The sequence below is a fragment of the Sporosarcina koreensis genome (genome assembly GCF_000826145.2).
Taxonomy (GTDB): domain Bacteria; phylum Bacillota; class Bacilli; order Bacillales_A; family Planococcaceae; genus Sporosarcina; species Sporosarcina trichiuri.
Genome location: NZ_LN651337.1, coordinates 911902 through 937626, shown reverse-complemented (window position 1 = coordinate 937626; position 25725 = coordinate 911902). Strand labels below are relative to the sequence as shown.

Here is a 25725-nt window from a genome sequence, read left to right as displayed (position 1 = left end):
AAGCACAGGACGTCCTTTTTAGCATGCAACTTTCCCGTCAGTTTGATAGGATAAAGAGGATGAATGAATTGAATTGCCGTCGAGTGGAGGAAAAACTATGTTCGATAAACTGCTGCGCAAGAAAACAACGGCGTTCCCGTCGGCAGCCGAAGAGCGTCTTGCAGCTGTAAAAGGGAAGCCGATGCCTGCCCATATCGCAATTATCATGGATGGCAATGGCAGATGGGCGAAAAGCCGTAAGCTGCCCCGCATAGCAGGTCACCATGAAGGCATGAAAACTGTCCGGAAGACGACACTGTTTGCGAATGAGCTCGGTGTGCAGGTATTGACACTGTATGCATTCTCAACGGAAAACTGGAAACGTCCGAAGCGGGAAATCGATTTCCTCATGAAACTTCCCGGTGAATTCCTGACGACGTATCTTCCGGAGCTGGTTGAAAATAACGTGAAAGTCGAAATGATCGGCAGTGCGGAACTGCTGCCGGCCCATACGAAAGAAGCGATCGAGAAAGCGATCGAAGAAACATCGGCCAATGACGGGATGGTGCTGAATTTCGCGATGAACTACGGCAGCCGTTTTGAAATCGCGGAAGCCGTCAAAGGGATTGCCCGTCAGCTGGAGAACGGAGAACTGCGTCCGGATGATATCACAGAAGAAACCGTAGGCGATGCAATGATGACCCGGCATCTGCCAGACCCTGACCTGCTGATCCGTACGAGCGGGGAAGTGCGTCTGTCGAACTTCATGCTCTGGCAGCTGGCGTATGCGGAACTTGCATTCACCGAAGTGCTCTGGCCGGATTTCAACGAGAACACGATGCTGGATATACTAGAGGATTATCAAAAACGCAGCAGGCGGTTTGGCAGTCTTGAAGGGGAGGATCTCAAGTGAAACAACGGATACTTACCGCGGTGATAGCTGCAGCAATCTTCATACCATTTGTCATAGTGGGAGGAGTGCCGTTCACGCTGCTCGTCTATGCGATTGCTGCAATCGGCCTTCATGAACTACTGAAAATGCAGTCCATCAGGCTGGCTTCTCCGGAAGGTATGCTCTCATGGCTGTTGTCGGCGGTTCTTCTGCTTCCCCGAACGGCTGAACGGGAATGGCTTGGAGCGATCGGCTATACGAAACTGGAAGCGGCTTTCATCATAATTTTACTGTTATTAATTTATACTGTTATTGTCAAAAACCGCTTCACGTTCTCCGATGCGGCATTTTCAGTCCTGTCCGCCTTTTATGTCGGGATGGGCTTCTACTTCCTTACAGCGACCCGGGATGCCGGTCTTATCTTCATCGTCTATGCGCTCGTCGTTGTCTGGACGACGGATTCGGGCGCCTATTTTGTCGGCCGTAAATTAGGGAGACGGAAGCTCTGGCCGGAAATCTCGCCGAACAAGACGGTTGAAGGCTTCTTGGGCGGCATCATCTGTGCGGTCGTCTTTGCGATCATATTCCAGATGATTGAACCGGTCTCCCCGTCATATGCTGTACTGATCGGAGTGACGATCATCGCTTCGATCATCGGCCAGCTCGGCGATCTGGTGGAGTCTGCATTGAAAAGGACGTATGATGTGAAAGATTCCGGGAAACTGCTTCCCGGTCACGGCGGTATACTGGACCGGTTCGACAGCCTTCTGTTTGTCCTGCCGCTCCTTCATCTGCTGCATTTTGTCAGCTAATTGAAAGGGATGTATTCACAATGAAAAAAAAGATCAGCCTCCTCGGAGCAACCGGATCCATCGGTCTGCAGACACTGGATGTACTGTCCGCACATCCGGAACAATTCGAACTTGCCGCAATGTCGGCCGGACGCAATATCGAAAAAGTGAGAGAGATAGCGGCCACTCACAATCCGCCGCTTATTTCGGTCATAGAGAAGGCGGACGCCGAGATGCTGCGCACGGAATTCCCGTCCATCCGGTTCATGTACGGATCAGAAGGCCTTGAAGAAGTAGCCGCCCATTCAGGTGCGGATGTCCTGCTGAATTCCGTCATCGGCAGTGTCGGTCTGAAACCGACATTGGCGGCGATCCGAGAAGGGATTGCCATTGCCATTGCAAACAAGGAAACGCTCGTCGCAGCAGGGGATGTCGTAATGGCTGAAGCGAAGCGGCGAAATGTGCCGATCCTGCCTGTGGACAGTGAACACTCGGCGATATTCCAGGCGCTCAACGGGGAGCAGGAGAAATCCATCACCCGTCTGATCCTCACTGCGTCGGGCGGAAGTTTCCGTGATCTGACCCGCGGCCAGCTGCAGAATGTCACAGTGAAACAGGCCCTTGCGCATCCGAACTGGTCAATGGGCAGCAAGCTGACAATCGATTCCGCGACAATGTTCAACAAAGGACTGGAAGTGATCGAAGCCCATCACCTCTTCGATATGCCGTACGATCAGATCGACTGTCTGCTGCATAAGGAAAGCATCATCCATTCCATGGTCGAATTCGAAGACACGAGCGTCATGGCACAGCTGGGCTCACCGGACATGCGTGTGCCGATCCAATATGCGCTGACCTATCCGGAACGTATCCCGATGGCGTCGCCCCAGCGCCTGAAACTTGAAGAGATTGCAGTGCTGAACTTCAAGAAGATGGACTATGACCGGTTCCGCGCACTCGCGCTTGCGTATGAAGCCGGACGAATCGGCGGCACGATGCCTGCGGCGATGAACGCAGCAAACGAAGTGGCGGTCAGCCAGTTCCTTGCCGGCCATATCACATTCGTCCAGATCGATGAACTCGTCGAACGCGCGATGGAGCAGCACCAGACCATCCGGAACGCAACCCTTGAAGCCATCCTTGAGACAGACAGGCAAACTCGTCAAATCGTCCATTCCATGATAAAATAAGGTATTTAGTATAACAGCCTGAACGGGTTGAAAAGGTGGGTATAAATGGGAACAGTTATTTCGTTTATAATTATTTTCGGCTCCTTAGTATTTTTTCATGAATTCGGACACTTCCTGTTCGCAAAGCGCGCAGGCATCATGGTCCGCGAGTTTGCAATCGGTATGGGACCGAAAATTCTTGGAATCCAGAAAGGGGAAACCCTCTACACGATCCGGCTGCTGCCGCTCGGCGGGTATGTCCGGATGGCAGGAGAAGACTTCGATACCGTGGAACTGCTGCCCGGTTATCGTGTGGGTCTGATTCTGAACGACCAAGATGAAGTGACAAAGATCTATTTGAATTCGAATGTCTCCAACCCCGAGATCCTCTTCCTGGAAACCGAGGCTGCTGACTTGAAAGATGAGCTTTTCATCAAAGGATACGACGAAGATGAAAACCTCGTCCGTTTCAGCGTGTCGCGAAATGCTGTCATCTACGAAAAAGGTGAAAAGACACTGATCGCACCGAAAGATCGTCAATTCGATTCGAAGCCGCTCATGGGACGGTTCCTCACTATATTGGCGGGACCTGTTTTCAACTTCATCCTGGCGTTCTTCGTTTTCCTTGCACTCGGCCTGCTGAACGGCGTGCCGACGAACGAACCGATCATCACCGAAGTCCAGAAAGACAGCCCTGCGGCGGCGGCCGGCCTTCAGGCGGGTGACTATGTCAAAGAAGCGGACGGCAGGGCTGTGACGGATTGGAACGGATTCACCGAAGAAATCCAGAACAGCCCTGAAAAGGAAATGACAATCGAAGTGGAACGCAACGGGGCCTTGAAAACATTGACGGTGACCCCGGAGGAAGTCGAGGATGCCGGCCAGTCATTCGGCCAGATCGGCGTCTACTACACAAGCCCGGTGGAGAAGAATCCGCTGAAGGCTGTCGTCTACGGCGCGCAGCAGACGTGGTACTGGATCGCGAAGATATTTGAACTGCTCGGTATGCTTGTAACTGGCCAGTTCACACTGGATGCATTATCCGGTCCGGTAGGTATTTACAAAGCGACCGAAGAAGTTGCACAGTACGGCATCTTCAATCTGATGAACTGGGCGGCTGTATTGAGCATCAACCTCGGGATCATGAACCTGCTCCCTCTGCCGGCACTTGACGGCGGACGGCTGCTGTTCTTCCTGTTCGAAGCGATACGAGGCAAGCCGATCGACCGTCAAAAAGAAGGGATGGTCCATTTTGTCGGCATCATGCTGCTCATGCTGCTCATGCTGGTCGTCACTTGGAATGATATACAGAAATTCTTTTTCTGAACGACAAGTACCCCTCTGGGGGATTGAGGGAGGCGATGCACGATGAAACAATCAGGCGTTTTCATACCTGCCGCTGAAACATCGAACCGTTGCTCAGCGGACCGTCTGCTGACCCAATCCGGCTATATTCAGGAGACTTCCGAGGGGATGTACGCATACTTTCCGCTCGCCGGGAAAGTGCTGGCTAATATGAAGCAGATGATACGCGATGAGATGGAACAGGCAGGTGTGCTGGAAGTGGACCTGCCTTATGAACAGTTCGAGCATGCCACAGGGAAATCGGATGAAATGGTGCTCCTTTCGCTGATCGCAAAGGAGGTCATCGCGTCCGAGCAGCTGCCCATCTCCATGTTCCATATCAAGCAGCATATCCGTCCGGACAGTTCATTCGATCCGGTAAGGGGTCTGCTGGCGGCAAAAGAATTCTCCCTGATGAGCGGCTATTCGTTCCATACGGACATCAAAGAGGCGGAGGAGCACGGGACGCTCCTCCACTCCGTGTTTTCTGCGATCTTCAACAGGATCGGCACCCCATTCAGTATTCTGGAGAGCGAACAGCAGGCTGGTGTGAAACAGTATGAATTCACCGCCTTCTCGGAATGCGGCGATGAATGGATCGCTCGGAATGAGAGCGGAACGTATGCAGCCAAAGCAGCACTCGCTGAGGCTCCCCGGCAGGAAAGGGAAGCGGGTGTAAGGGAGAAACCGGCCAAGAAGATAAACGGCGGCGGCATGGATGTCGTGCAGCTGGCGGAATCGCTGGATATAGACCAAGACCGGATCATCCGGTCGTACCTGTATGACACGGATGACGGAGCAGTCCTGGTGCTCATCCGAAACGACTGTGAACTGAACGAATGGAAGCTGAAAAAAGTTCTCGGTACCGATTCGATTTGCAGACTGACAGACGGCAGCGTAAAGGAAGTGCTCGGTGTGCAGTCGGAAACACTCGGACCTGTACAGCTTCCGTTCGGTTTCCGTGTGATTGCGGACTATAGTGTAGAGACGGTTGTGAACGGCTTGTGCGGTGCGAACGAAACGGATACATTCCTCCAAAATGTCAATCCGGAACGGGACTTTACGGCTGATACTTATGCGGACCTGCGTCTCGTCAAAGAGGGGGAGCCCTCGCCTGACGGGAACGGCACCCTGACATTTCATAAAGCAGTGACAGTCGCCTGGATTCTCGATCCGAAACCGGTGTTCAGTACGATCGACGTTGCCGGCAAGGGGTCACTCGAGATCTCCACCGGTTATTACTACATCGATGTCACCCGGCTGTTCGCAGTGACGGCTGAATACTTCAGTGATGAGTCAGGGCTCAAATGGCCGGTACGTCTCGCCCCTTACGATATACACCTGCTGATTGAGGACACTGACGACGACGCACAGCTGCAGCTCGCCGATGAGCTGAATTCCGTCATGAAAGGCTACCGCTACCGGGTGCTGTACGACGACAGGCATGTGAGTGCGGAAAGTAAGCAGAGGACTTCCGATCAGCTTGGTGTTCCTGTCAAGATTGCAGTGGACGGCCGGGCCGCGGACGGGTTCGTGGAAGTCACATACCGGACTGCGGGGACTCATTTTCAATGGCGGAAAGAGGAAGTTACTGAAAAACTCCAGGAATTCTTCAGGATGGGGTAAGGACAAGGGATGGCCGTCTGACGGCCCTCCCTTTCTTTTTCGGGAAAGGAGAAAAAATATGGATGCTACAACTAAACTGTCGCTGCTTCTGCAGCAGACCGGCCTGACTGAAGACGCAGTGGCCGTCCACTTCCAGCATGCTGAACTGGAGCGTGTGGACATTTATAAAAAATCGAGAGTCTGGCAGTTTTCCATCACATTGGACGATCCGCTGCCCTTTGATATCTTCCAGCTGTTCCGCACGCGGGTGATCGAGACGTTTTCTGCAATCGCCGCCATCCGGCTGCAAATCAAAGCTAGAAACCGTGCCGCAGATCCAGCGAAGGTCCTGTCGTACTGGCCCGCAGTGCTCGATGAGCTTGGTGAGGTGTCACCGCCGATCCGGGAAGCGCTGACAGCCCGTAAACCCGAATTATCCGGGGATAAGCTGACTGTCTGCTGTGTGAATGATGTCCAGCAGCGCACGCTGAAAAACAAATACGGCCGGCTCATCACTGATGCTTACGAATCATTCGGATTCAGCGGCATCTTTCCGGAATTTGCACTGTCCGATCTTCCGGAAGAGAACCAGCAGGCTGAAGCTGCGTTTTTCGAAGAACGGAAAGCGGAGGAGGAAGCATACGCCCAGAAAGCACTGGAAGCGATGCAGCAGCGGGATACCGTGAAGAAAGAAGGCGACGCACCGAGCGGGCCTATTTCCCTTGGTACGCCGATCCGGCATGACGAGCAGATGGTCAGCATCAAGGAAATCCAGGACGAAGAACGGCGGATTGCCATCGAAGGGTTCGTCTTTGACGCGGAAGTCCGCGAGCTGCGGAGCGGCCGGTCCCTGCTGACTCTGAAAGTCACGGATTATACGGATTCCATCTTGGTGAAAATGTTCTCCCGTGACAACGAAGACGCGGAGCTGATGAAAGCCCTGACGAAAGGGAAGTGGGTGCGGGCACGCGGCAGTATTCAGAATGATACATTCGTCCGTGACCTGATCATGATGGCGCAGGATATTATGGAAGTGGCACCGATTGTCAGGAAAGATAAGTCTCCTGAGGGCCGCAAGCGGGTTGAACTCCATGCGCATACCAAACTGAGCCAGATGGATGGTGTCTCATCTGCTGGAGCACTCGTTGCACAGGCTGCAAAATGGGGCCACCCCGCCGTCGCCATTACCGACCATGCGAATGTACAAGCATTCCCGGAAGCCTACAATGCCGGTAAGAAGCACGGCATCAAAGTCCTGTTCGGATTGGAAGCGAATCTCGTGGATGATGGCGTGCCGATCGTTTACGACGAGCAGCACCGTCTGCTGGAAGACGATACATACACTGTATTCGATGTCGAGACAACGGGTTTATCCGCTGTATACGACACAGTGATCGAACTTGCGGCGGTCCGTGTGAGGAATGGCGAGATCATTGACCGGTTCGAGCGCTTTGCCAACCCGCATCATCCGCTGTCCTCCACGACGACCGAATTGACGGGCATTACGGATGATATGGTGAAAGACGCACCGGAAGTGGCAGAAGTCATGAAAGACTTCATCGGTTTCATCGGTGATTCGGTCCTCGTCGCGCACAATGCTTCATTCGATATGGGCTTCTTCTATGAATCCTGCAAGAAGTCCGGCATCGAGACTGAGAACTATCCTGCCATCGATACGCTGGAGCTCGCCCGGATGCTCTATCCGGATCTGCGGAACCACCGGCTGAATACATTGGCGAAAAAGTTCGGCATCGAGCTCACCCAGCACCACCGGGCCATCTACGATACCGAGGCGACAGCACATCTGTTTGTCCGTCTCATGCAGGAGGCGGCAGAAAAGAACATCGTCTATCTGGATGATTTCAATAAGAACGTCGGTGAAGGGGATGCTTATAAACGGTCCCGCCCTTCCCACTGCTCCTTGCTTGCGACGAGTAATGAAGGACTGAAAAACCTGTTCAGACTTGTATCCCAATCCCATCTGGACTACTTTTACAGGGTGCCGCGGATTCCGCGTTCACTGCTCGTCAAGCATCGGAAAGGGCTGCTTGTCGGCTCGGGCTGTGACAAAGGGGAGGTCTTCGAGGCGCTCATGCAGAAGTCGCTGGAGGAAGCCGAAGAAACGGCGTCCTTCTACGATTATCTTGAACTGCATCCGAAGCCGGTCTACAGCCATCTGATTGAACTCGAGCTGGTCAGGGATGAGTGGAATCTTGAAGACATCATGCGGAAAATGATCAAGCTCGGTAAAAAGACGGGACTGCCTGTCGTCGCAACGGGGAATGTGCATTATATCGATCCCACTGATGCTGCCTACCGGGAAGTGCTTGTCCGCTCACAGGGCGGCGCCAATCCGATGAACCGCCACAGCCTTCCGGAAGTCCATTTCAGGACGACCGATGAGATGCTCGAGGAATTCGCATTTCTCGGACCGGAGACGGCGGAGAAGATCGTCATCGATAACCCGCTGGCCATCGTCGAACGTGTCGGGGATATCAAAGTGATCAAAGATGATCTGTATCCGCCGCATATCGAAGGAGCCGATGAGGAAGTCCGGTCGCTGACGTATACGATGGCCCATGACATCTACGGGGAAACCCTCCCCGACATACTGGAAGCCCGGATCGAGAAAGAATTGAAGTCGATCATCGGCAACGGGTTCGCGGTCATCTACCTGATCTCCCACAAGCTCGTAAAGAAATCGCTGGACGACGGCTATCTTGTCGGCTCCCGTGGATCTGTCGGTTCGTCGCTTGTTGCGACGATGATGGAGATCACCGAAGTCAACCCGATGCCGCCGCACTACGTGTGCCCTTCCTGCAAACAGGCGGAGTTCTTCTCGGACGGTTCTGTCGGCTCAGGTTTCGACCTGCCGGACAAGGAGTGTCCTGCCTGCCATGTCCCGTACCGCAAAGATGGACATGATATTCCGTTCGAAACATTCCTCGGGTTCAACGGCGACAAAGTGCCGGATATCGATTTGAACTTCAGCGGGGAATATCAGGCGCATGCCCACAATTACACGAAGGAGTTGTTCGGGGAAGATTATGTCTACCGGGCCGGAACGATCGGCACCGTGGCAGAGAAGACCGCCTATGGATATGTCCGCGGCTATATGAACGACAACGCCATCAACTTGCGCGGTGCGGAAATCGACCGCCTCGTCCAGGGCTGCACGGGTGTCAAACGGAACACCGGCCAGCACCCAGGCGGAATTATCGTCGTGCCGGATGACATGGAGATCTATGACTTCACACCGATCCAGTACCCTGCGGATGATGTCGGGTCCAGCTGGAAGACGACCCACTTCGACTTCCACTCCATCGACAACAACTTGCTGAAACTCGACATCCTCGGCCACGATGACCCGACGATGATCAAGATGCTCGAAGACCTTTCGGGCATCGACCCGAAAACGATCCCGCCGGATGACGCGGGCGTCATGTCGCTGTTCAGCGGAACCGAATCACTCGGTGTGACAGAGGAGCAGATCAACTGCAAGACGGGCACACTCGGCGTGCCGGAATTCGGCACCCGTTTCGTCCGTCAGATGCTCGAGGAGACGAAGCCGTCCACGTTCTCCGAACTGATCCAGATTTCAGGACTTTCCCACGGGACGGACGTCTGGCTCGGCAATGCCCAGGAACTGATCCAGAACAAAACGTGTGTCCTCGCCGAAGTGATCGGCTGCCGGGATGATATCATGGTCTATCTCATCTACCAGGGACTGGAGCCCGCCATCGCTTTCAAGATCATGGAATCGGTGCGGAAAGGGAAAGGGCTGACACCGGAGTTCGAAGAAGAGATGAAAAAGAACAAAGTGCCTGCATGGTATATCGCATCCTGTAAAAAGATCAAGTACATGTTCCCGAAGGCCCATGCTGCGGCCTACGTACTGATGGCGCTGCGGATCGCCTACTTCAAAGTGCACCATCCGATCATGTACTACGCCGCCTACTTCACAGTCCGGGCCTCCGACCATGATCTGGCGACGATGATCAAAGGATCCGCTTCGATCAGAGCACAGATCAAGGAAATCTATGACAAAGGCCTGGATGCGTCTCCGAAAGAGAAGAGTCTCGTGACAGTACTCGAAATTGCACTAGAGATGTGCGAGCGGGGCTTCACATTCGCTAAGCCGGACCTGTACAAATCTTCGGCCACGGAGTTCATCATCGAAGGCAATTCACTGATACCGCCGTTCAATGCGATACCTTCCCTCGGTACGAACGTGGCGAAGACGATCGTCGAAGTCCGCGAAGACGGGGAATTCCTGTCGAAGGAAGATCTTCAGCGGCGCGGGCGTGTCTCCAAAACGATCATCGAATACATGGACAGTCTCGGCTGTCTGGAAGGACTGCCTGAGATGAACCAGCTGTCGCTGTTCTGATTGGCGGCCTTCCAGCCGGAAACTGCGGCATGGCGGACCTGCTGCAGGAACCGGTCTGGCTGTAACATTTGCGGCACAGGACGGTGTATGGTATAATGAAGTTAACTTTTGCTATAGCTTTACGCGAAAAGAGTGGGAATCCCCGCTCTTTTCTGTTGTTTACTGTGAGTGTGCAAGCAAATTACAATCAGTAAGGGAGGGGCAGAATGAGTAAAGTAACCGAACAAGTGGAGGAGCTTGTACTCCCCATCGTCGAGGAACTCAAGCTGGAACTGGTTGACATCGAATTCCTGAAGGAAGGCCGGGACTGGTTCCTTCGTGTCTACATCGATACGCCGGAAGCGGATATTGATATCGATCAGTGTGCACAGGTGAGCGAGCGGCTCAGTGAAGAACTGGACCGCACCGATCCGATTCCGCAAAACTACTTTTTGGAAGTATCATCTCCTGGAGCGGAACGTCCGCTCAAAAAAGAAGAAGACTTTGAAAAAGCGGTCGGCCGTTACGTATATGTGAAGACGTACGAGCCGGTGGAGGGCATGAAAGAATTCGAAGGGCACCTTATAGTCAACGAGCCGGATGCGCTTGAAATCCAAGTGCGCATCAAGACAAGGACGCTGACTGTCAGGATCGCAAAAGACAAGATTGCTGTCGCCCGGTATGCAATCGACTTTTCGGCATAATTGAACCAATCAGGAGTGATGAAGATGAGTAGCGATCTGCTCGATGCGTTAACCGCTTTGGAAAAGCAAAAAGGAATCACCAGGGAAGTGCTCGTGGAGGCAATCGAAGCCGCACTTGTAACAGCATACAAACGGAATTTCAACCAGGCGCAGAATGTGCGCGTGGATCTGAACCTGGATCGGGGAACCATCAAAGTCTATTCACGAAAAGATGTCGTGGATGACGTTGAGGATGATCTTCTACAGATTGAACTGGAAGATGCACTGCTTATCAATCCTGCATATGAAGTCGGCGACATCGTGGAGCAGGAAGTGACACCGCGTGATTTCGGCCGTATTGCAGCACAGACGGCCAAGCAGGTCGTGACACAGCGTGTCCGCGAAGCGGAACGCGGTCTGATCTACGATGAGTATATCGACCGGGAAGACGATATCGTCAACGGGATTGTTGAGCGGTTCGATGCGCGGAACCTCTACGTAGGCCTCGGGAAAGTGGAAGCCGTCCTGCCGATGACTGAACAGATCTCTTCGGAAACATACAATCCGCATGACCGCATCAAAGTATATATCACAAAGGTCGAGCGGACGTCCCGCGGCCCGCAAGTATTCGTTTCCAGAACGCACCCGGGCCTGCTGCGCCGGCTTTTTGAAATGGAAGTGCCGGAGATCTACGAAGGGATCGTAGAAATCAAGTCCATTGCCAGAGAAGCCGGAGACCGCTCTAAGATTTCGGTATACACGGCCAACGAGGAAGTCGATCCGGTCGGTTCCTGTGTCGGTGCACGCGGAGCGCGTGTCCAGTCGATCTCCAACGAACTCCATGGTGAAAAGATCGACATCGTCGAATGGTCCGAAGATCCGGTCGTTTTCGTAGCGAACGCACTGAGCCCTTCGAAAGTGCTGGATGTTCAGGTGAAAGAGGAAGACCGGTCGACAACCGTCGTCGTTCCTGACTACCAGCTGTCGCTGGCGATCGGCAAGCGCGGACAGAATGCCCGCCTTGCGGCTAAACTGACAGGCTGGAAGATCGATATCAAGAGTGAAACGGATGCCCGGGAGCTCGGTATCTATCCGCGTATTGAAGAAGAAGAGACGGATGAGGAAGAATACTTGGAGGACGGCGATTTCGACATCTATGCGGAGGAAGAGGATTCCTACGATACAGAAGAGCCTGAATCCGATGACGAGCCCATCGATCTGTATTCCGAAGACCACCAATAAGAAGAACGAAAGGGTGCATCCGCATGGCAGTCAGCAAACGGAAAGTGCCGCTGCGTAAATGTGCGGCCACTGGTGAGATGTTTCCGAAAAAAGAACTGCTCCGCATTGTCCGGACAAAAGAAGGCGAAGTATCCGTCGATCTGACCGGCAAAAAATCAGGCCGCGGCACATATGTCTCGAAGTCCGAGTCGGCTGTCGAGCAGGCGAAAGCCAGCCATGCCATTGAAAAACAGCTGGGTGCTGCTGTTCCGGATCAAGTGTATGCAGATTTGCTGCATGCAATCCGGAGAGAGGCCATCCAATGATTACAGCGGAGATGAAAATCTATCAAATGCTCGGACTTGCAGCCCGAGCAAGGAAATTGATAACAGGCGAAGAGCTCGCTGTGTCCGAGATCCGGGCCCAGCGCGCAAAACTTGTTATACTATCTAATGACGCATCTGACGGTACGAAGAAGAAAGTGTCAGATAAATGTACTAGCTACAACGTTGAGAAGCATGTTTTCGGGGATCGAGCATCACTCGGGCATGCAATCGGGAAAGAGTCGCGAGTCGTCCTCGCGGTAACAGACAGCGGCTTTGCCAAAAAGCTGTCTGGGCTCCTCAACGAACTATAACGGGGGTGGGCTAATGACGAAAATACGAGTACATGAGTACGCGAAAAAAGTGAACAAATCGAGCAAGGAAGTCATTGAGGAACTTGGGAAGATGAACGTCAATGTCACCAACCATATGTCCATGATCGACTCAGGCTCAGCAGACAAGCTGGATAAGAAGTTCAATTCGGCGAAATCGCCGCAATCCGGACGGGACAACACAAATCGTCCGCAGAATTCGAATGGCGGCCGTCCTCAAGGAAAAGACGGCAGTCGCCCGCAGGGGCAGGGCAGTCGTCCACAAGGCCAATCCGGCAGCCGTCTGCAGGGGCAGGGCAGCAGCCGTCCGCAAGGCCAATCAGGCAATCGCCCGCAAGGCCAGAATACTGGCAGCCGCCAGCAGGGCCAAACAGGCAATCGTCCACAAGGCCAGAATACTGGCAGCCGCCAGCAAGGCCAAGCAGGCAATCGTCCACAAGGTCAGACAGGCAGCCGACAGCAAGGTCAGGGAGGCAGCCGCCCACAAGGCCAGAATAATGGAAACCGCCCGCAAAACCAGGGGGGCGGCCGTCCACAGGGCCAGGGTTCTTCTTCACGCCCGCAAAACCAGAACCAATCCGGCAGCCGGCCACAAGGTCAAACCGGAAACCGTCCGCAGGGCCAGGGCGGCAATCGTCCGGCAGGCGGACAGGGATCACAGCAGCGGACAGGGCAGGGCCCGTCCTCGCAGAACCGCCAGGGGGGCGGAGGCAACCGCCGCGGCGGCCGTCCGCCAGCACGGGGCATCAACCAGGGCCGCCGCAGACACCGCCCGGCGAATCCGATGCCGAAAATCGAAAAGCCGCTGCCGGAGAAGATCACGTTCTATGAATCTTTATCCGTCGGTGAACTAGCCAACAAGTTAGGCAAAGAACCTTCTGAGATCATCAAGAAGCTCTTCCTTCTCGGTGTGATGGCGACCATCAACCAGGAATTGGACAAAGACGCAATCGAACTGATCTGTGCAGAGTATGGCGTGGAAGTGGAAGAAGAGATCCGCATCGACAAGACGGACCTCGAAATCTACTTCGAAGAGCCTGAAGCAGGGGAAGCATCCGAAGAAAAAGAGGCTGCCATGACGGAGCGTCCGCCGGTTGTCACAATCATGGGGCACGTCGATCATGGGAAAACGACACTGCTCGACTCGATCCGTGACACGAAAGTCACACAGGGAGAAGCGGGCGGAATAACCCAGCATATCGGTGCCTACCAGATCACTTCCGATGGTAAGAAGATCACATTCCTCGATACACCGGGACACGAGGCATTCACAACAATGCGTGCCCGCGGAGCGAAAGTGACAGACCTCACGATCCTCGTGGTCGCAGCTGATGACGGCGTCATGCCGCAGACAGTCGAGGCCATCAACCATGCGAAAGCGGCTGAAGTGCCGATCATCGTTGCAGTCAACAAGATGGATAAGCCGGCAGCCAACCCTGACCGGGTCATGCAGGAACTGACCGAGCATGGACTCGTGCCGGAGGACTGGGGCGGAGATACGATCTTTGTTCCGATTTCAGCTTTGAAAGGCGAAGGGATCGATCAGCTGATCGAAATGATCCTTCTCGTTTCTGAAGTTGCAGAACTGAAAGCGGACCCTGCAGTCCGTGCAAAAGGGACAGTCATTGAAGCTCAGCTGGACCGCGGACGCGGTGCGGTTGCGTCCCTGCTGGTCCAGGACGGAACACTGCGTGTCGGTGATCCGATCGTTGTCGGAAATACGTACGGCCGTGTCCGTGCGATGATCAATGACGTCGGCCGCCGTGTGAAAGAAGCCGGTCCGTCAGCTCCTGTGGAAATCACGGGACTGAGCGATGTGCCTCAGGCAGGCGACCGTTTCGTCGTCTTCGAAGACGAGAAGACAGCCCGCCAGATCGGGGAAAGCCGTGCAGGTGACGCGCTCCAGGAGTCACGTACGGAGAAAGCCCGCGTAACATTGGATAACCTGTTCGATCAGATGAAAGAAGGCGAAATGAAAGAACTGAACCTGATCGTCAAAGCGGACGTTCAGGGTACAGTGGAAGCAATGGCTGCCTCTCTCATGAAAATCGACGTGGAAGGTGTCAATGTGAAAATCATCCACACAGGCGCCGGCGCTATCAACGAGTCCGATATCTCACTTGCTGCTGCATCCAATGCAATCGTCATCGGTTTCAACGTCCGTCCGGATACGAATGCAAAACGTGCAGCTGAAGAAGAGGGCGTGGACATCCGTCTGCACCGCGTCATCTATAAAGTGGTGGAAGAGATCGAAGCGGCGATGAAGGGGATGCTTGATCCTGAATTCGAAGAAAAAGTGATCGGCCAAGTGGAAGTCAGGGAAACGTTCAAAGTTTCGAAAGTCGGCACGATTGCCGGAAGTTATGTGACGGACGGCAAGATCACCCGGGATTCCGGCGTGCGTATCTACCGCGATGACATCATGATCTTTGAAGGTGAGCTTGATACATTGAAGCGGTTCAAGGATGATGCCAAGGAAGTCACGAAAGGATACGAATGCGGACTCACCATCAAAAACTTCAATGACATCAAAGAAGGCGACATCATCGAAGCCTTCGTCATGCAGGAAGTCAAGCGGGTGTGATCGTCTTTGCAGAGTTTTCGTTCATCATTCCAATGGCGGCTTCTCTGAAAGATAAACGCGCAGTTCTCAGACGCATGATCGATCGCGTCAAAAATGGGTATAATGTGTCTATATCCGAATTGGATCATCAGAACCTCTGGCAGCGCACGACACTGGGTGTGGCGGCGGTCGCGTCTTCGACTGAAGCGGCCGAGCGGGAAATCCGCCGGGTCCAGAAGTTTCTGGAGTCCAATCCGGAATGGCAGATGACGGAAGTACAGATTGACTATGTAAGATAGTGAAGCGGGGTGAAACTCCATGACAATGCGTGCAAACCGGGTCGGTGAACAGATGAAGAAAGAACTGGGTGATATCATCGGCCAGCGTCTGAAGGATCCGCGCATCGGTTTCGTCACTGTGACGGACGTCGAGGTGACAGGCGACCTGCAGCAGGCGATGATCTACATTTCGGTGCTCGGAAAAGACTCCGAAAAAGAGGCTTCTTTGGAAGGTCTGAAAAAAGCCAAAGGATTCATCCGTTCTGAAATCGGGAAACGGATCCGCCTCAGAAAAACACCGGAGATCGACTTCGCTTTCGATGAATCCGTTGCGTACGGCAACCGGATCGACTCGCTTTTGAGGGAAGTGAAAGAAGACGGATCGGACAGTTAACTGGAAGGGATCGGCATCCGACAGGATCCCGATCCCTTTTTCCCGTGGTACATAGATTTCTTACAATGCAGAAAAGGAGGCGATACTCATATGGATGGGATTCTGCCGCTCTGGAAAGAAAAAGGGATGACGTCCCATGACTGTGTATTCAAGCTGCGGAAAATCTTGCGTACGAAAAAGGTGGGGCACACCGGCACGCTCGATCCGAACGTGGAAGGAGTACTGCCGATCTGCATCGGCCAGGCGACGAAAACTGCATCATATATCACGGATTCCGGAAAAGAATATATAGCAGAAGTCTCGATCGGTACAGCGACGGAAACCGAAGATGCGGATGGGGAGGCGGTGGATCAGGATCTTTCCTTGAAATCGATCAGCCGTGCAGAGGTGCTTGCCGTCCTTTCGTCCCTGACCGGTCCGATCACCCAGATTCCGCCGATGTATTCCGCCGTGAAAGTGAACGGACGCAGGCTGTATGAATATGCGCGCAAAGGAATAGAAGTGGAACGCCCGGAACGAACGGTGTTCATCGAAAAGATCGACCTGCTGAGCGGGGAGTCTGAATTCAAGGGACGTGAACCGAAGTTCACCATCCGGGTGGCATGCGGAAAAGGCACTTACATCCGGACCCTTGCCGTGCAGATCGGGGAACAGCTCGGCTATCCCGCACACATGTCCGCTTTGGTGCGTACGGCTTCCGGCACCTTCACGAAGGAAGACTGCCTGACCCTGGAGCAAGTGAAGGAAGAGATGGACAGCGGGCAGCTTCTGCCGCATCTCCGGCCGCTCGAGTCAGCACTATGCGGATTGCCATTCATCGAAGCACCCAGTGACCTTCTGGAGCGGGTCCTGAATGGACAAGTGCTCCCGCAGCACGCCATGCTGGAAACATCGAATGAAATCGTGTTTTCCGATGACGGGAAAGCGCTGGCAGTCTATGCACGCCATCCGGAAAAACCGGGACTCATCAAGCCCGTGAAAATGTTTCCGGCCAACCGACAAAAGGGGGACGACAGCAGTGGACGTCATCAAGCTTGATGCCGCGTCAGGCATCAGCCCGATCAAAAACAAGGAATTCTCGCTGGCCATCGGTTTTTTTGACGGTCTGCACAGCGGCCACCAGGCGGTGATCGGTGAGGCCGTCCGCAAAGCGAAAAACGACGGCCTCCAGCCAGCTGTGATGACATTCGATCCCCATCCGTCCCACCTGTTTTCGAAAGGACCGGAAAAGATCGGATACATCACCCCACTGCGGGAGAAACAGCGTCTCCTTGCTGAAATGGGGATCGACACGCTGTTCATCGTCACGTTCGACAGCACATTGGCTGGTCTGACGCCTGAACAGTTTGTGGAAGTTATACTGAAAAAGCTCAATGTCCGGCATGTGACAGCAGGTTTCGATTTCACATTCGGAAGGCAAGGCAAAGGCACGATGGCGGATATGCAGGAACTCGGCAGAGGATTCTTCACTGCGACGACAGTCGGTGAGGTGGCTGATTCCGAGGAGAAAGTCTCTTCGACAAGAATCCGGAAGCTGCTGGCGGATGGTGAAGTGGCAGAGACCGCGCGCCTGCTCGGCAGACCGTTCCGCTCTGTCGGCACAGTGACAGGCGGTGATAAGAGGGGGAGGCTGCTCGGTTTCCCAACAGCCAATATTATACCGGAAGACGATCTTATCGTCCCGAAAAACGGTGTATATGCGGTCCGTTTCACCGTGGACGGGACTGGGTACAACGGTGTCTGCAATATCGGGGTCAAGCCGACATTCGATAAGCCCGAGCAGGCGAGGAAGACCATCGAAGTGAATGTGTTCGATTTCGACGGGGATCTGTACGGCAGGGAAGCAGCTGTCGACTGGATCCGGTTCATCCGCGCCGAGCGGAAATTCGACTCGATCGACGAGCTGAAGCAGCAGATCAGCAGCGACAAAGAGACCGCAAAAAAAATTCTGGCTGACTGCGAGTGACAGTTGCACGCCGGCTGCCGGAGTGTTATCATAGAAAAGTGTACAGCGTACACAAACCTTTTCCTTGGCATCTCGATTCACCAACGGCTGCTCGGGACTTGGGGATATTACAGAATGGGAGGTGAAAAGGATGGCTATTACACAAGAGCGTAAACATGAGCTGATCAACGAATTCAAGACTCATGAAAACGACACAGGGTCTGCAGACGTACAGATCGCTATCCTTACAGAAGAGATCAACAACTTGAACGAGCACTTGCGCACTCACAAGAAAGACAACCACTCGCGCCGCGGCCTTTACAAAATGGTCGGAACGCGCCGTCGTCTTCTCCGTTACCTGCGTGAGAACGAAGTTCAGCGTTACCGTGAACTCATTGCCAAACTCGGCCTTCGCCGTTAATATCGACAACCGAAAAAGCGGGCTCTGCCCGCTTTTTTCTATGCACATAACCAGCCGGACGGCAGCCTCTTCGGATGGTTCCAGCCGGTGTAGTGAAAACTTTCGCATATCATTGCTGAATTTGATACACTGATAAGTACTACATACTACGTATGCGCAGGATGTAAACCGAGAGGAGATCAATCATGACAGAACACAAGAAGTTTACGATGGATTGGGCCGGAAGACAGCTGACGGTCGAAACAGGACAGCTTGCCAAACAGGCGAATGGTGCTGTTCTTGTACGGTACGGAGAGACGACGGTCCTTTCCACAGCAACCGCTTCGAAGAAACCGAAAGCGCTGGATTTCTTCCCGCTGACAGTCAACTACGAAGAGCGGCTCTATGCAGTCGGGAAAATACCGGGAGGCTTCATCAAACGGGAAGGCCGTCCTTCTGAGAAGGCCGTTCTGACAAGCCGTCTGATCGACCGCCCGATCCGCCCGCTGTTCCCGGATGGCTTCCGGAATGATCTTCAGGTGATTTCACTGGTCATGTCCGTGGACCAGAACTGTTCTTCGGAAATGGCAGCGATGCTCGGGTCCTCCCTGGCCATCTCGATCTCGGATATTCCGTTCGATGGCCCGATTGCAGGTGTCCAGATCGGACGCGTCAACGGGGAACTCATCGTGAACCCGACACCCGAACAGCTCGAGACGAGCGACATCGACCTTGTCGTCGCAGGTACGAAGGATGCCATCAACATGGTGGAAGCCGGAGCGAAGGAAGTGTCTGAAGATGTCATGCTGGAAGCGATCATCTTCGGCCACGAGGAGATCAAAAAACTGATTGTCTTCCAGGAGAAGATCATCGCGGAAGTCGGCAAAGCGAAGATGGAGATCGAACTGTTGGAACTCGACCGCGATCTGTTCACAGCCATCAAAGAGAGCTGCCATAATGAACTTGTCGCAGCTATCCAGACGGAAGAGAAGCATGCCCGCGAAGAAGCGATCACGGCTGTTAAGAACGAAGTCATCGCCCGCTACGAGGAGAACGAAGCGGACGATGCAACCATGAAACAGGTCCGCAATGTCCTTGAGCAGCTCGTGAAGGACGAAGTGCGCCGTCTCATCACAGATGAGAAAGTGCGGCCGGATGGACGCGGACTGGAAGAGATCCGCCCGCTTTCCTCCGAAGTCGGCGTCCTGCCGCGCACTCATGGATCCGGCTTGTTCACCCGCGGTCAGACTCAGGCACTCAGTGTCTGTACGTTAGGCGCGCTCGGAGAAGTCCAGATCATCGACGGACTCGGTCTGGAAGAGACGAAACGGTTCATGCATCATTATAACTTCCCGAACTTCAGTGTCGGTGAAACCGGACCGATCCGTGCGCCGGGCCGCCGTGAGATCGGTCATGGGGCACTCGGAGAACGGGCATTGTCCGCTGTCATCCCGGACGAGAAGGAATTCCCGTATACGATCCGCCTCGTTGCAGAGGTGCTGGAATCGAACGGCTCTTCCTCCCAGGCGTCCATCTGTGCTTCCACCATGGCGATGATGAATGCAGGCGTTCCGATCAAAGCACCGGTTGCAGGAATTGCAATGGGACTTATCAAGAAGGACGACAACTACTCCGTCCTGTCCGACATCCAGGGAATGGAAGACCATCTCGGCGACATGGACTTCAAAGTGGCGGGGACCGCAGAAGGCATCACAGCACTTCAGATGGATATCAAAATCGAAGGGCTGTCCCGCCAGATCCTCGAAGAAGCACTCGCACAGGCGAAGATCGGCCGTATGAAGATTCTCGGCCATATGCTGGAAACGATCGCGGCACCGGCTCCGGAACTTTCGAAGTATGCACCGAAGATCATCATGATCCATATCAACCCTGATAAGATCCGTGACGTCATCGGACCTGGCGGTAAAGTGATCAACAAGATCATCGATGAGACAGGCGTCAAGATCGACACGGAACAGGACGGCACGATCTATATTTCATCACCTGATTCCGAGATGAACGACAAGGCGAAGAAGATGATCGAAAACATCGTCCGGGAAGCGAAAGTCGGCGAGTACTATATGGGCAAAGTGAAGCGTATCGAAAAATTCGGCGCGTTCCTCGAATTGTTCCCTGGGAAAGACGGCCTGCTCCACATTTCTGAAATTCAGGAAGAGCGTACCAAGTCGGTCGAAGATGTCATGAAACTCGGAGACGAGCTCTTTGTCAAAGTGATCGAGATCGACAACCAGGGCCGGGTGAACTTATCCCGCAAAGTGGTCTTGAAAGAAGAGAAGGAAAAAGCCGAGCAGAAGGGCGAGTAAACAGATTGCAGAAAGCCTCCTCCCACGAATCAGTGAGAGCGGGGCTTTTTTGCTTAGTACAGTTAGGAGACGACAACATGATAACCATCAACACACTGCCGAATGGCGTCCGGGTCGTCAGCGAGCCGATCGGTCATGCCAGGTCCGTATCGCTCGGCATCTGGGTGAAAACCGGTTCTGCAGACGAACTGCCCGGCGAAGAGGGGATCGCTCATTTCATCGAGCATATGCTGTTCAAAGGGACAGCTTCCAGGACAGCGAAGCAGATCGCCCAGCAGTTTGACCTGTTCGGCGGCGACATCAATGCCTTCACGACAAAAGAGACGACGTGCCTCCACGCGACCGTACTTGCAGACAAAGCGGGTGCGGCTGCTGAGATACTTGCCGATATGCTGCTGAACTCCTCTATGGATGAAGGGGAGATCGAGAAGGAGAAGACCGTCATTCTCGACGAACTCGCCTCTGTCGAAGATTCACCGGAAGATGACGCGGACGAACAGTTATGGACGGTCATGTTTCCGGATCATCCGATCGGGAGGCCGATCGGAGGGACGGCCGCCAGCGTCGGGCCGCTCACCCGGCAGCAGCTTATGAAGTTCATGAAGCGGACATACCTCCCGGAAAGAATAGTTGTGTCAATCGCAGGTCAGTTCGGTGAAGAGCTTTTAAAGACAGTGGAAAAGCTGTTCGGCACTTTCTGCAGAAATGACCGGCCACACCAGCAGGAAAGCAGGCGGCCTGCACAATTTTACAGCGGGTCCGTCCGTAAAACGAAAGACATCGAGCAGACGCATCTCTTCCTCGGGTATCCGGGGCTGGCCCTTGCCGATCCGGAAATCTATACACTGGCCATGCTGGACAGCATCGCCGGAGGCACGATGTCGTCCCGGCTGTTCCAGCAGGTGCGTGAAGAAAAAGGACTTGCGTACTCGGTCTATTCCTATTATGCAGGGCATGAGACAGAAGGTGCCTTCGTCATCGGAGGTGCAGCTTCGTCTGAGAACGAACAGGAGCTGTTCGGCGCAGTGCAGGCCGTCATCCGGGGAATCGCTGAACAAGGCGTAACGGAACAGGAGCTCCATCATGCGCAGGAGCAGATGATCGGCAGTTTCCTCATCGGCCTGGAAAGTACGGAATCCAGAATGCACAGGAACGGGAACAACGAACTTCTTCTCCAGGCGCACCGTACAGAAGAGGAAGTTACAGCTCTGATCCGAGCTGTGACTGTCAGGCAAGTCGCATTGCTGGCACAACAGATTCTTGCTGCGGAGCCGGCTGTTGCCATCGTGTCCCCGGTGACGGGGTGAGAAATTCAGGTGTCAGCTTTTCCGCTGTTCCGTCATAGACTGGGACTATACAGCGAGGAGGCGGATGCATGCTATTATCGGAGCTTGCACAGAAAGAATTGATCCAAGTGGCAGAAGGAATACGGTACGGCTTCTTAGCGGATACCGATCTGCTGTTCGACAGGCGCAGCGGAGCGATCATCGGTTTTGAAATCAGGGACCGCGGCGGAAAGATACCATTCTTGCAGAAAAAGGAATCCTCGAAGGAATATATCCCCTGGAGTGAAATCGTCCTCATCGGCGAGCACCGGATCCTGTTCGGCAAGACACACTTCCTGGACGGAGCGGAATACGATGAATGAAAGTCGCTGGCTTGTTGTCGGGGCGGACGAACGGATGCAGTCCTGTGCGCTGGTTTTGCAGGCGGCGAAACACACTTGTGACGTGTGCCGGACAGATGAGGTGACGGATGAACTGATCGATCTTATCGAACGGTCGGAACCCACCCATATCATTTTGCCGGTGCGCGGCCTGGCAGGCGTCCTGCCGGCGGACTTGTTCAAGGACAACGTCCGGTTCTTTACAGGCCTGATGGACGATGAAGTCCGTCTTCAGCTGGAACAGGGAGGGCACGAGGTTCGGAGCTATCTGACGGAAGAGCGGTTTGTCTGGAACAATGCCTGGCTCACCGCCGAAGCGTTCATCAGTGAATTCTGGACCCGGACGAAAGAGCCGGCTGCCGGCACGGCAATCGCGATCGCAGGCTTCGGAAGAGTCGGACGGATGGCAGCCGAAGCCTTTTCGGCGCTCGGTGCGGACTTGACGGTCTATGCCCGGTCCGGCACCCAGCTCGGTGAAGCGGAAGCCCGGGGATACAAGGCTGAACTCCTTCATACGGAGAATCTGCCCGCTTCCGGATATCTCGTCAATACGATACCTTTCCCCTGGTTTGAGAGGAAGGCGGACAGCACACTGCATGTCTTCGAATTGGCCTCGATGCCCGGCTGCCTAAAGCCCGGTTCCTCCTCTGCATACTATACGGTACATCTCGGGCTGCCCGGCAAGCATTTTCCGCACAGAGCGGGAGAGTACTTGGCGCAGGCAGTGCTGAGAATGTGCAGAGGAAAGGAGTAGAACTATGCTTCAAAACAAACGGATCGGCCTCGGAATCACAGCATCGCACTGTACGTATGAAGAGCTGCTGCCGATGATCGGGCGTCTGCAGGACGCAGGAGCGACCGTCATCCCTGTCATCACCCATTCAGTACTCACCGCAGCTACTCGTTTCGGAACAGGGGAAGAATGGATTGAAAAGATCGAGACAGCGACCGGTGAAAAGGTGATTTCATCCATTGCAGGGGCAGAGCCATTCGGCCCTTCTTCACCCGTCGATTGTATGATCATCGCACCGATGACCGGGAATTCCATGAGCAGGCTCGCGAATGCGGCCACGGATTCCCCCGTGCTCATGGCAGCCAAGGCGACGATGCGGAACCATGCACCCGTCGTACTCGGCATATCCACGAATGATGCACTTGGTCTCAACGCATATAATCTGGTCAAATTGCTGAATATGAAAAACGTATTCTTCATCCCGTTCGGACAGGATGACCCCGTAAAAAAACCAAACTCCCTCATCAGCGACTTTTCCCTCATTGTGGAAACTGCCGCTGCCGCAATTCAGAAGAAACAGCTCCAGCCGCTTCTTATCACACACACTCCCGAAAAATGACCTACAGAAAATTCGTTGTTATGGTATAATTCCTGAAACGTGAAAAACGATGAGCCGGATCCGGAACATCACTTCAGAGAAGGAGAATCAGCATGCAGACGTATAATGTTGCAATTGTAGGGGCCTCCGGTGCAGTAGGCGCTAAAATACTTGATAAGCTAATCGAACGGTCTTTCCCGATACGATCCATCAAACTGCTGGCTTCTTCCCGCTCAGCAGGAACCGTCATACAGGCGGCGGGCAGACTGTTCACGATCGAAGAGGCGAAGCCGGAGTCATTCCAGGATATCGACTTTGCCTTCTTCAGCGCAGGCGGTGCCATTTCAGAAGTGCTGGCACCTGAAGCGATCAGGAGGGGAGCTGCAGTCATTGATAACACGAGTGCGTTCCGCATGGATGCCAATGTGCCGCTCGTTGTGCCGGAAGTGAACCCGCAGGCGCTGCGGAACCACAGAGGGCTGATCGCCAATCCGAACTGCTCCACGATCCAGATGGTGGCGGCGCTCAATCCTGTGAAAGAGGCGTACGGACTGGAACGGATCATCGTCTCCACATACCAGGCAGTGTCCGGTGCGGGCGCTGATGCGATTCTTGAACTGAAATCACAAAGCAGGCAATTCGATTCCAGAGCCGGCAATACGGCAGCCCAGCTGCCGACAGCCGGATCCGAACGTCATTATCCGATTGCGTTCAATGTCATTCCGCAAATCGATGTGTTCGACAGCAAGGGCTATACGAAAGAAGAATGGAAGATGATCAACGAAACGAAGAAAATACTGGCGGATGAGTCCATTTCGGTATCGGCGACGTGTGTCCGCCTTCCTGTTGTGACCGGCCATTCGGAGTCTGTCTATATTGAAATCGGTCAAGACGGCGTGAGCGCTGAACAGCTGCGCCGCAAAATAGCGGAAGCGAGAGGGATCATCGTCCAGGATGACCCGGCGAAGCAGGAATATCCGATGCCTTTGGCAGCAGAGAACCAAGACGCCGTCTTTGTCGGCCGGATCCGGAAAGACCCGGATCATCCGCGTGGTTTCCATTTGTGGATTGTCGCAGACAACTTATTGAAAGGGGCAGCATTGAACTCTGTGCAGATTGCAGAGAAGCTGATTGAAGACGGGATCCATTCCCGAAATGATAACTAAAAAGGATGAGCGAATGAGATTAGGCCGGATTGGTACAGCGATGGTGGCGCCGTTCAGCCAGGAGGGGACAGTGGACCTCGCGGCTGCCGCCAGCCTCGTCGAACATCTATTGTCGACAGGGACCGATTCATTGATCGTCAACGGGACGACGGGGGAATCCCCGACACTTACCGAACAAGAGAAGGAAGAACTGCTGGCCGGTGTCATCGACGCCGCAGATAACCGGGTGCCGGTCATAGCAGGGGCCGGCAGTAATGACACGGCAGCTTCGATCCGTGCGGCACAGAGGGCGGAGGAGATTGGGGCAGACGGCGTCATGCTGGTAGTACCGTATTACAATAAACCTGACCAGCAGGGGCTGTATGCCCATTTCAAAGCGATTGCAGAAAGCATTTCCATACCTGTGCTGCTGTATAACATCCCCGGAAGATCGGGAGTCAACATGACTGCGGAGACTGTGATCCGTCTTTCAAAGATCGACAACATCCGGGCGGTCAAAGAGGCAAGCGGGGACTTGGAGCAGATGGCGGACATCATCGCAGGAACCGATGAGGAATTCATGGTATACAGCGGTGATGATGCGCTGACACTTCCGCTGCTCGCAATCGGGGGAGACGGGGTCATCTCCGTGACCTCCCATATTGCAGGCTGCGAAATACAGCAGATGATCAGTGCTTTCCAAGACGGGCGTAACGGACTTGCCGCGGAATGGCACCGGACCCTCCTTCCGCTGTTCGGAGCAGTCTTCTCAAAACCGAACCCGGTTCCTGTGAAGTATTTCCTGAACCGAGCAGGAATTCCCGTCGGCGGGGTCAGGCTCCCTCTGATTGGTGCATCACCAAGTGAACCCGGGCTGGACGCAGTATATGAAAGTATGAAAGCAGCGGCAAGACGTCTGATATGAGCAGCCGGCAGAAATGCCGGCTATTTTTGTTTGTGCAGAACTGCTC

General features: G+C 54.1%; 23 protein-coding genes. All 23 read left to right on the top strand.

What is annotated here, in order from left to right:
• Positions 1-97: 97 nt before the first annotated feature.
• Positions 98-892, top strand: a complete 795-nt coding sequence (locus BN1190_RS10395) for an isoprenyl transferase (protein WP_040286835.1) — start codon at positions 98-100, stop codon at positions 890-892.
• A complete protein-coding gene (locus BN1190_RS10390; RefSeq protein WP_040286834.1) occupies positions 889-1683 on the top strand; it encodes a phosphatidate cytidylyltransferase in 795 nt (264 codons plus the stop codon). Before BN1190_RS10395 ends, BN1190_RS10390 begins: the two co-directional genes overlap by 4 nt.
• Positions 1684-1703: 20 nt before the next feature.
• The gene (locus tag BN1190_RS10385) at positions 1704-2852 is read left to right on the top strand and encodes a 1-deoxy-D-xylulose-5-phosphate reductoisomerase (protein WP_040286833.1); all 1149 of its coding nucleotides are present in this window, start codon (positions 1704-1706) and stop codon (positions 2850-2852) included.
• A 45-nt stretch (positions 2853-2897) separates the two neighbouring features.
• Entirely contained in the window at positions 2898-4157 is a 1260-nt protein-coding gene (rseP, locus tag BN1190_RS10380; protein WP_040286832.1) for an RIP metalloprotease RseP, read from the top strand.
• A gap of 42 nt (positions 4158-4199) precedes the next feature.
• The gene (locus tag BN1190_RS10375; protein ID WP_040286831.1) at positions 4200-5801 is read left to right on the top strand and encodes a proline--tRNA ligase; all 1602 of its coding nucleotides are present in this window, start codon (positions 4200-4202) and stop codon (positions 5799-5801) included.
• 58 nt (positions 5802-5859) lie between these two features.
• Positions 5860-10170, top strand: coding sequence for a PolC-type DNA polymerase III (locus tag BN1190_RS10370; protein ID WP_040286830.1), 4311 nt, complete (start codon positions 5860-5862; stop codon positions 10168-10170).
• A 206-nt stretch (positions 10171-10376) separates the two neighbouring features.
• Positions 10377-10853, top strand: a complete 477-nt coding sequence (gene rimP / locus BN1190_RS10365; protein ID WP_040286829.1) for a ribosome maturation factor RimP — start codon at positions 10377-10379, stop codon at positions 10851-10853.
• A gap of 24 nt (positions 10854-10877) precedes the next feature.
• Positions 10878-12074 (top strand): transcription termination factor NusA, encoded by a 1197-nt coding sequence (gene nusA / locus BN1190_RS10360; protein ID WP_040286828.1) that lies wholly within the window; start codon positions 10878-10880, stop codon positions 12072-12074.
• Positions 12075-12097: 23 nt separating this feature from the next.
• Positions 12098-12379 (top strand): RNase P modulator RnpM, encoded by a 282-nt coding sequence (rnpM, locus tag BN1190_RS10355; protein ID WP_040286827.1) that lies wholly within the window; start codon positions 12098-12100, stop codon positions 12377-12379.
• Positions 12376-12690 carry a YlxQ family RNA-binding protein gene (locus BN1190_RS10350; RefSeq protein WP_179860777.1) on the top strand — a complete coding sequence of 105 codons (315 nt, stop codon included), beginning with the start codon at positions 12376-12378 and terminating at the stop codon, positions 12688-12690. The genes rnpM and BN1190_RS10350 overlap by 4 nt, the downstream gene beginning before the upstream one ends.
• A gap of 13 nt (positions 12691-12703) precedes the next feature.
• Entirely contained in the window at positions 12704-15292 is a 2589-nt protein-coding gene (gene infB / locus BN1190_RS10345) for a translation initiation factor IF-2 (RefSeq protein ID WP_040286826.1), read from the top strand.
• Positions 15289-15570: a DUF503 domain-containing protein gene (locus tag BN1190_RS10340; protein ID WP_040286825.1), complete on the top strand. Its 282-nt coding sequence runs from the start codon at positions 15289-15291 to the stop codon at positions 15568-15570. The genes infB and BN1190_RS10340 overlap by 4 nt, the downstream gene beginning before the upstream one ends.
• 19 nt (positions 15571-15589) lie before the next feature.
• Positions 15590-15943 carry a 30S ribosome-binding factor RbfA gene (rbfA, locus tag BN1190_RS10335; protein WP_040286824.1) on the top strand — a complete coding sequence of 118 codons (354 nt, stop codon included), beginning with the start codon at positions 15590-15592 and terminating at the stop codon, positions 15941-15943.
• 90 nt (positions 15944-16033) lie between these two features.
• Entirely contained in the window at positions 16034-16981 is a 948-nt protein-coding gene (gene truB, locus BN1190_RS10330; protein ID WP_040286823.1) for a tRNA pseudouridine(55) synthase TruB, read from the top strand.
• Positions 16962-17909, top strand: coding sequence for a bifunctional riboflavin kinase/FAD synthetase (locus tag BN1190_RS10325; protein WP_040286822.1), 948 nt, complete (start codon positions 16962-16964; stop codon positions 17907-17909). Before truB ends, BN1190_RS10325 begins: the two co-directional genes overlap by 20 nt.
• 130 nt (positions 17910-18039) lie before the next feature.
• Positions 18040-18309: a 30S ribosomal protein S15 gene (rpsO, locus tag BN1190_RS10320; protein ID WP_040286821.1), complete on the top strand. Its 270-nt coding sequence runs from the start codon at positions 18040-18042 to the stop codon at positions 18307-18309.
• A 185-nt stretch (positions 18310-18494) separates the two neighbouring features.
• Positions 18495-20612 (top strand): polyribonucleotide nucleotidyltransferase, encoded by a 2118-nt coding sequence (gene pnp / locus BN1190_RS10315; RefSeq protein WP_040286820.1) that lies wholly within the window; start codon positions 18495-18497, stop codon positions 20610-20612.
• Between the two features lie 77 nt (positions 20613-20689).
• Entirely contained in the window at positions 20690-21919 is a 1230-nt protein-coding gene (locus BN1190_RS10310; protein WP_040286819.1) for a M16 family metallopeptidase, read from the top strand.
• 68 nt (positions 21920-21987) lie between these two features.
• Positions 21988-22260 (top strand): YlmC/YmxH family sporulation protein, encoded by a 273-nt coding sequence (locus tag BN1190_RS10305; RefSeq protein ID WP_040286818.1) that lies wholly within the window; start codon positions 21988-21990, stop codon positions 22258-22260.
• A complete protein-coding gene (locus BN1190_RS10300) occupies positions 22253-23032 on the top strand; it encodes an NAD(P)-dependent oxidoreductase (protein ID WP_040286817.1) in 780 nt (259 codons plus the stop codon). The genes BN1190_RS10305 and BN1190_RS10300 overlap by 8 nt, the downstream gene beginning before the upstream one ends.
• A gap of 4 nt (positions 23033-23036) precedes the next feature.
• Positions 23037-23630, top strand: a complete 594-nt coding sequence (locus tag BN1190_RS10295; RefSeq protein ID WP_040286816.1) for a dipicolinate synthase subunit B — start codon at positions 23037-23039, stop codon at positions 23628-23630.
• 92 nt (positions 23631-23722) lie between these two features.
• Positions 23723-24775, top strand: a complete 1053-nt coding sequence (locus BN1190_RS10290) for an aspartate-semialdehyde dehydrogenase (RefSeq protein ID WP_179860776.1) — start codon at positions 23723-23725, stop codon at positions 24773-24775.
• Between the two features lie 13 nt (positions 24776-24788).
• A complete protein-coding gene (dapA, locus tag BN1190_RS10285) occupies positions 24789-25679 on the top strand; it encodes a 4-hydroxy-tetrahydrodipicolinate synthase (RefSeq protein ID WP_040286814.1) in 891 nt (296 codons plus the stop codon).
• Positions 25680-25725 lie beyond the last annotated feature (46 nt).

Excerpts from the sequence above, each read along its gene's own strand:
- BN1190_RS10395 (WP_040286835.1), top strand. The coding sequence starts at position 98 with ATGTTCGATAAACTGCTGCGCAAGAAAACAACGGCGTTCCCGTCGGCA.
- BN1190_RS10385 (WP_040286833.1), top strand. The coding sequence starts at position 1,704 with ATGAAAAAAAAGATCAGCCTCCTCGGAGCAACCGGATCCATCGGTCTG.
- rseP (WP_040286832.1), top strand. The coding sequence starts at position 2,898 with ATGGGAACAGTTATTTCGTTTATAATTATTTTCGGCTCCTTAGTATTT.
- BN1190_RS10375 (WP_040286831.1), top strand. The coding sequence starts at position 4,200 with ATGAAACAATCAGGCGTTTTCATACCTGCCGCTGAAACATCGAACCGT.
- BN1190_RS10370 (WP_040286830.1), top strand. The coding sequence starts at position 5,860 with ATGGATGCTACAACTAAACTGTCGCTGCTTCTGCAGCAGACCGGCCTG.
- rimP (WP_040286829.1), top strand. The coding sequence starts at position 10,377 with ATGAGTAAAGTAACCGAACAAGTGGAGGAGCTTGTACTCCCCATCGTC.
- nusA (WP_040286828.1), top strand. The coding sequence starts at position 10,878 with ATGAGTAGCGATCTGCTCGATGCGTTAACCGCTTTGGAAAAGCAAAAA.
- rnpM (WP_040286827.1), top strand. The coding sequence starts at position 12,098 with ATGGCAGTCAGCAAACGGAAAGTGCCGCTGCGTAAATGTGCGGCCACT.
- BN1190_RS10350 (WP_179860777.1), top strand. The coding sequence starts at position 12,376 with ATGATTACAGCGGAGATGAAAATCTATCAAATGCTCGGACTTGCAGCC.
- infB (WP_040286826.1), top strand. The coding sequence starts at position 12,704 with ATGACGAAAATACGAGTACATGAGTACGCGAAAAAAGTGAACAAATCG.
- rbfA (WP_040286824.1), top strand. The coding sequence starts at position 15,590 with ATGACAATGCGTGCAAACCGGGTCGGTGAACAGATGAAGAAAGAACTG.
- truB (WP_040286823.1), top strand. The coding sequence starts at position 16,034 with ATGGATGGGATTCTGCCGCTCTGGAAAGAAAAAGGGATGACGTCCCAT.
- rpsO (WP_040286821.1), top strand. The coding sequence starts at position 18,040 with ATGGCTATTACACAAGAGCGTAAACATGAGCTGATCAACGAATTCAAG.
- pnp (WP_040286820.1), top strand. The coding sequence starts at position 18,495 with ATGACAGAACACAAGAAGTTTACGATGGATTGGGCCGGAAGACAGCTG.
- BN1190_RS10310 (WP_040286819.1), top strand. The coding sequence starts at position 20,690 with ATGATAACCATCAACACACTGCCGAATGGCGTCCGGGTCGTCAGCGAG.
- BN1190_RS10305 (WP_040286818.1), top strand. The coding sequence starts at position 21,988 with ATGCTATTATCGGAGCTTGCACAGAAAGAATTGATCCAAGTGGCAGAA.
- BN1190_RS10300 (WP_040286817.1), top strand. The coding sequence starts at position 22,253 with ATGAATGAAAGTCGCTGGCTTGTTGTCGGGGCGGACGAACGGATGCAG.
- BN1190_RS10295 (WP_040286816.1), top strand. The coding sequence starts at position 23,037 with ATGCTTCAAAACAAACGGATCGGCCTCGGAATCACAGCATCGCACTGT.
- BN1190_RS10290 (WP_179860776.1), top strand. The coding sequence starts at position 23,723 with ATGCAGACGTATAATGTTGCAATTGTAGGGGCCTCCGGTGCAGTAGGC.
- dapA (WP_040286814.1), top strand. The coding sequence starts at position 24,789 with ATGAGATTAGGCCGGATTGGTACAGCGATGGTGGCGCCGTTCAGCCAG.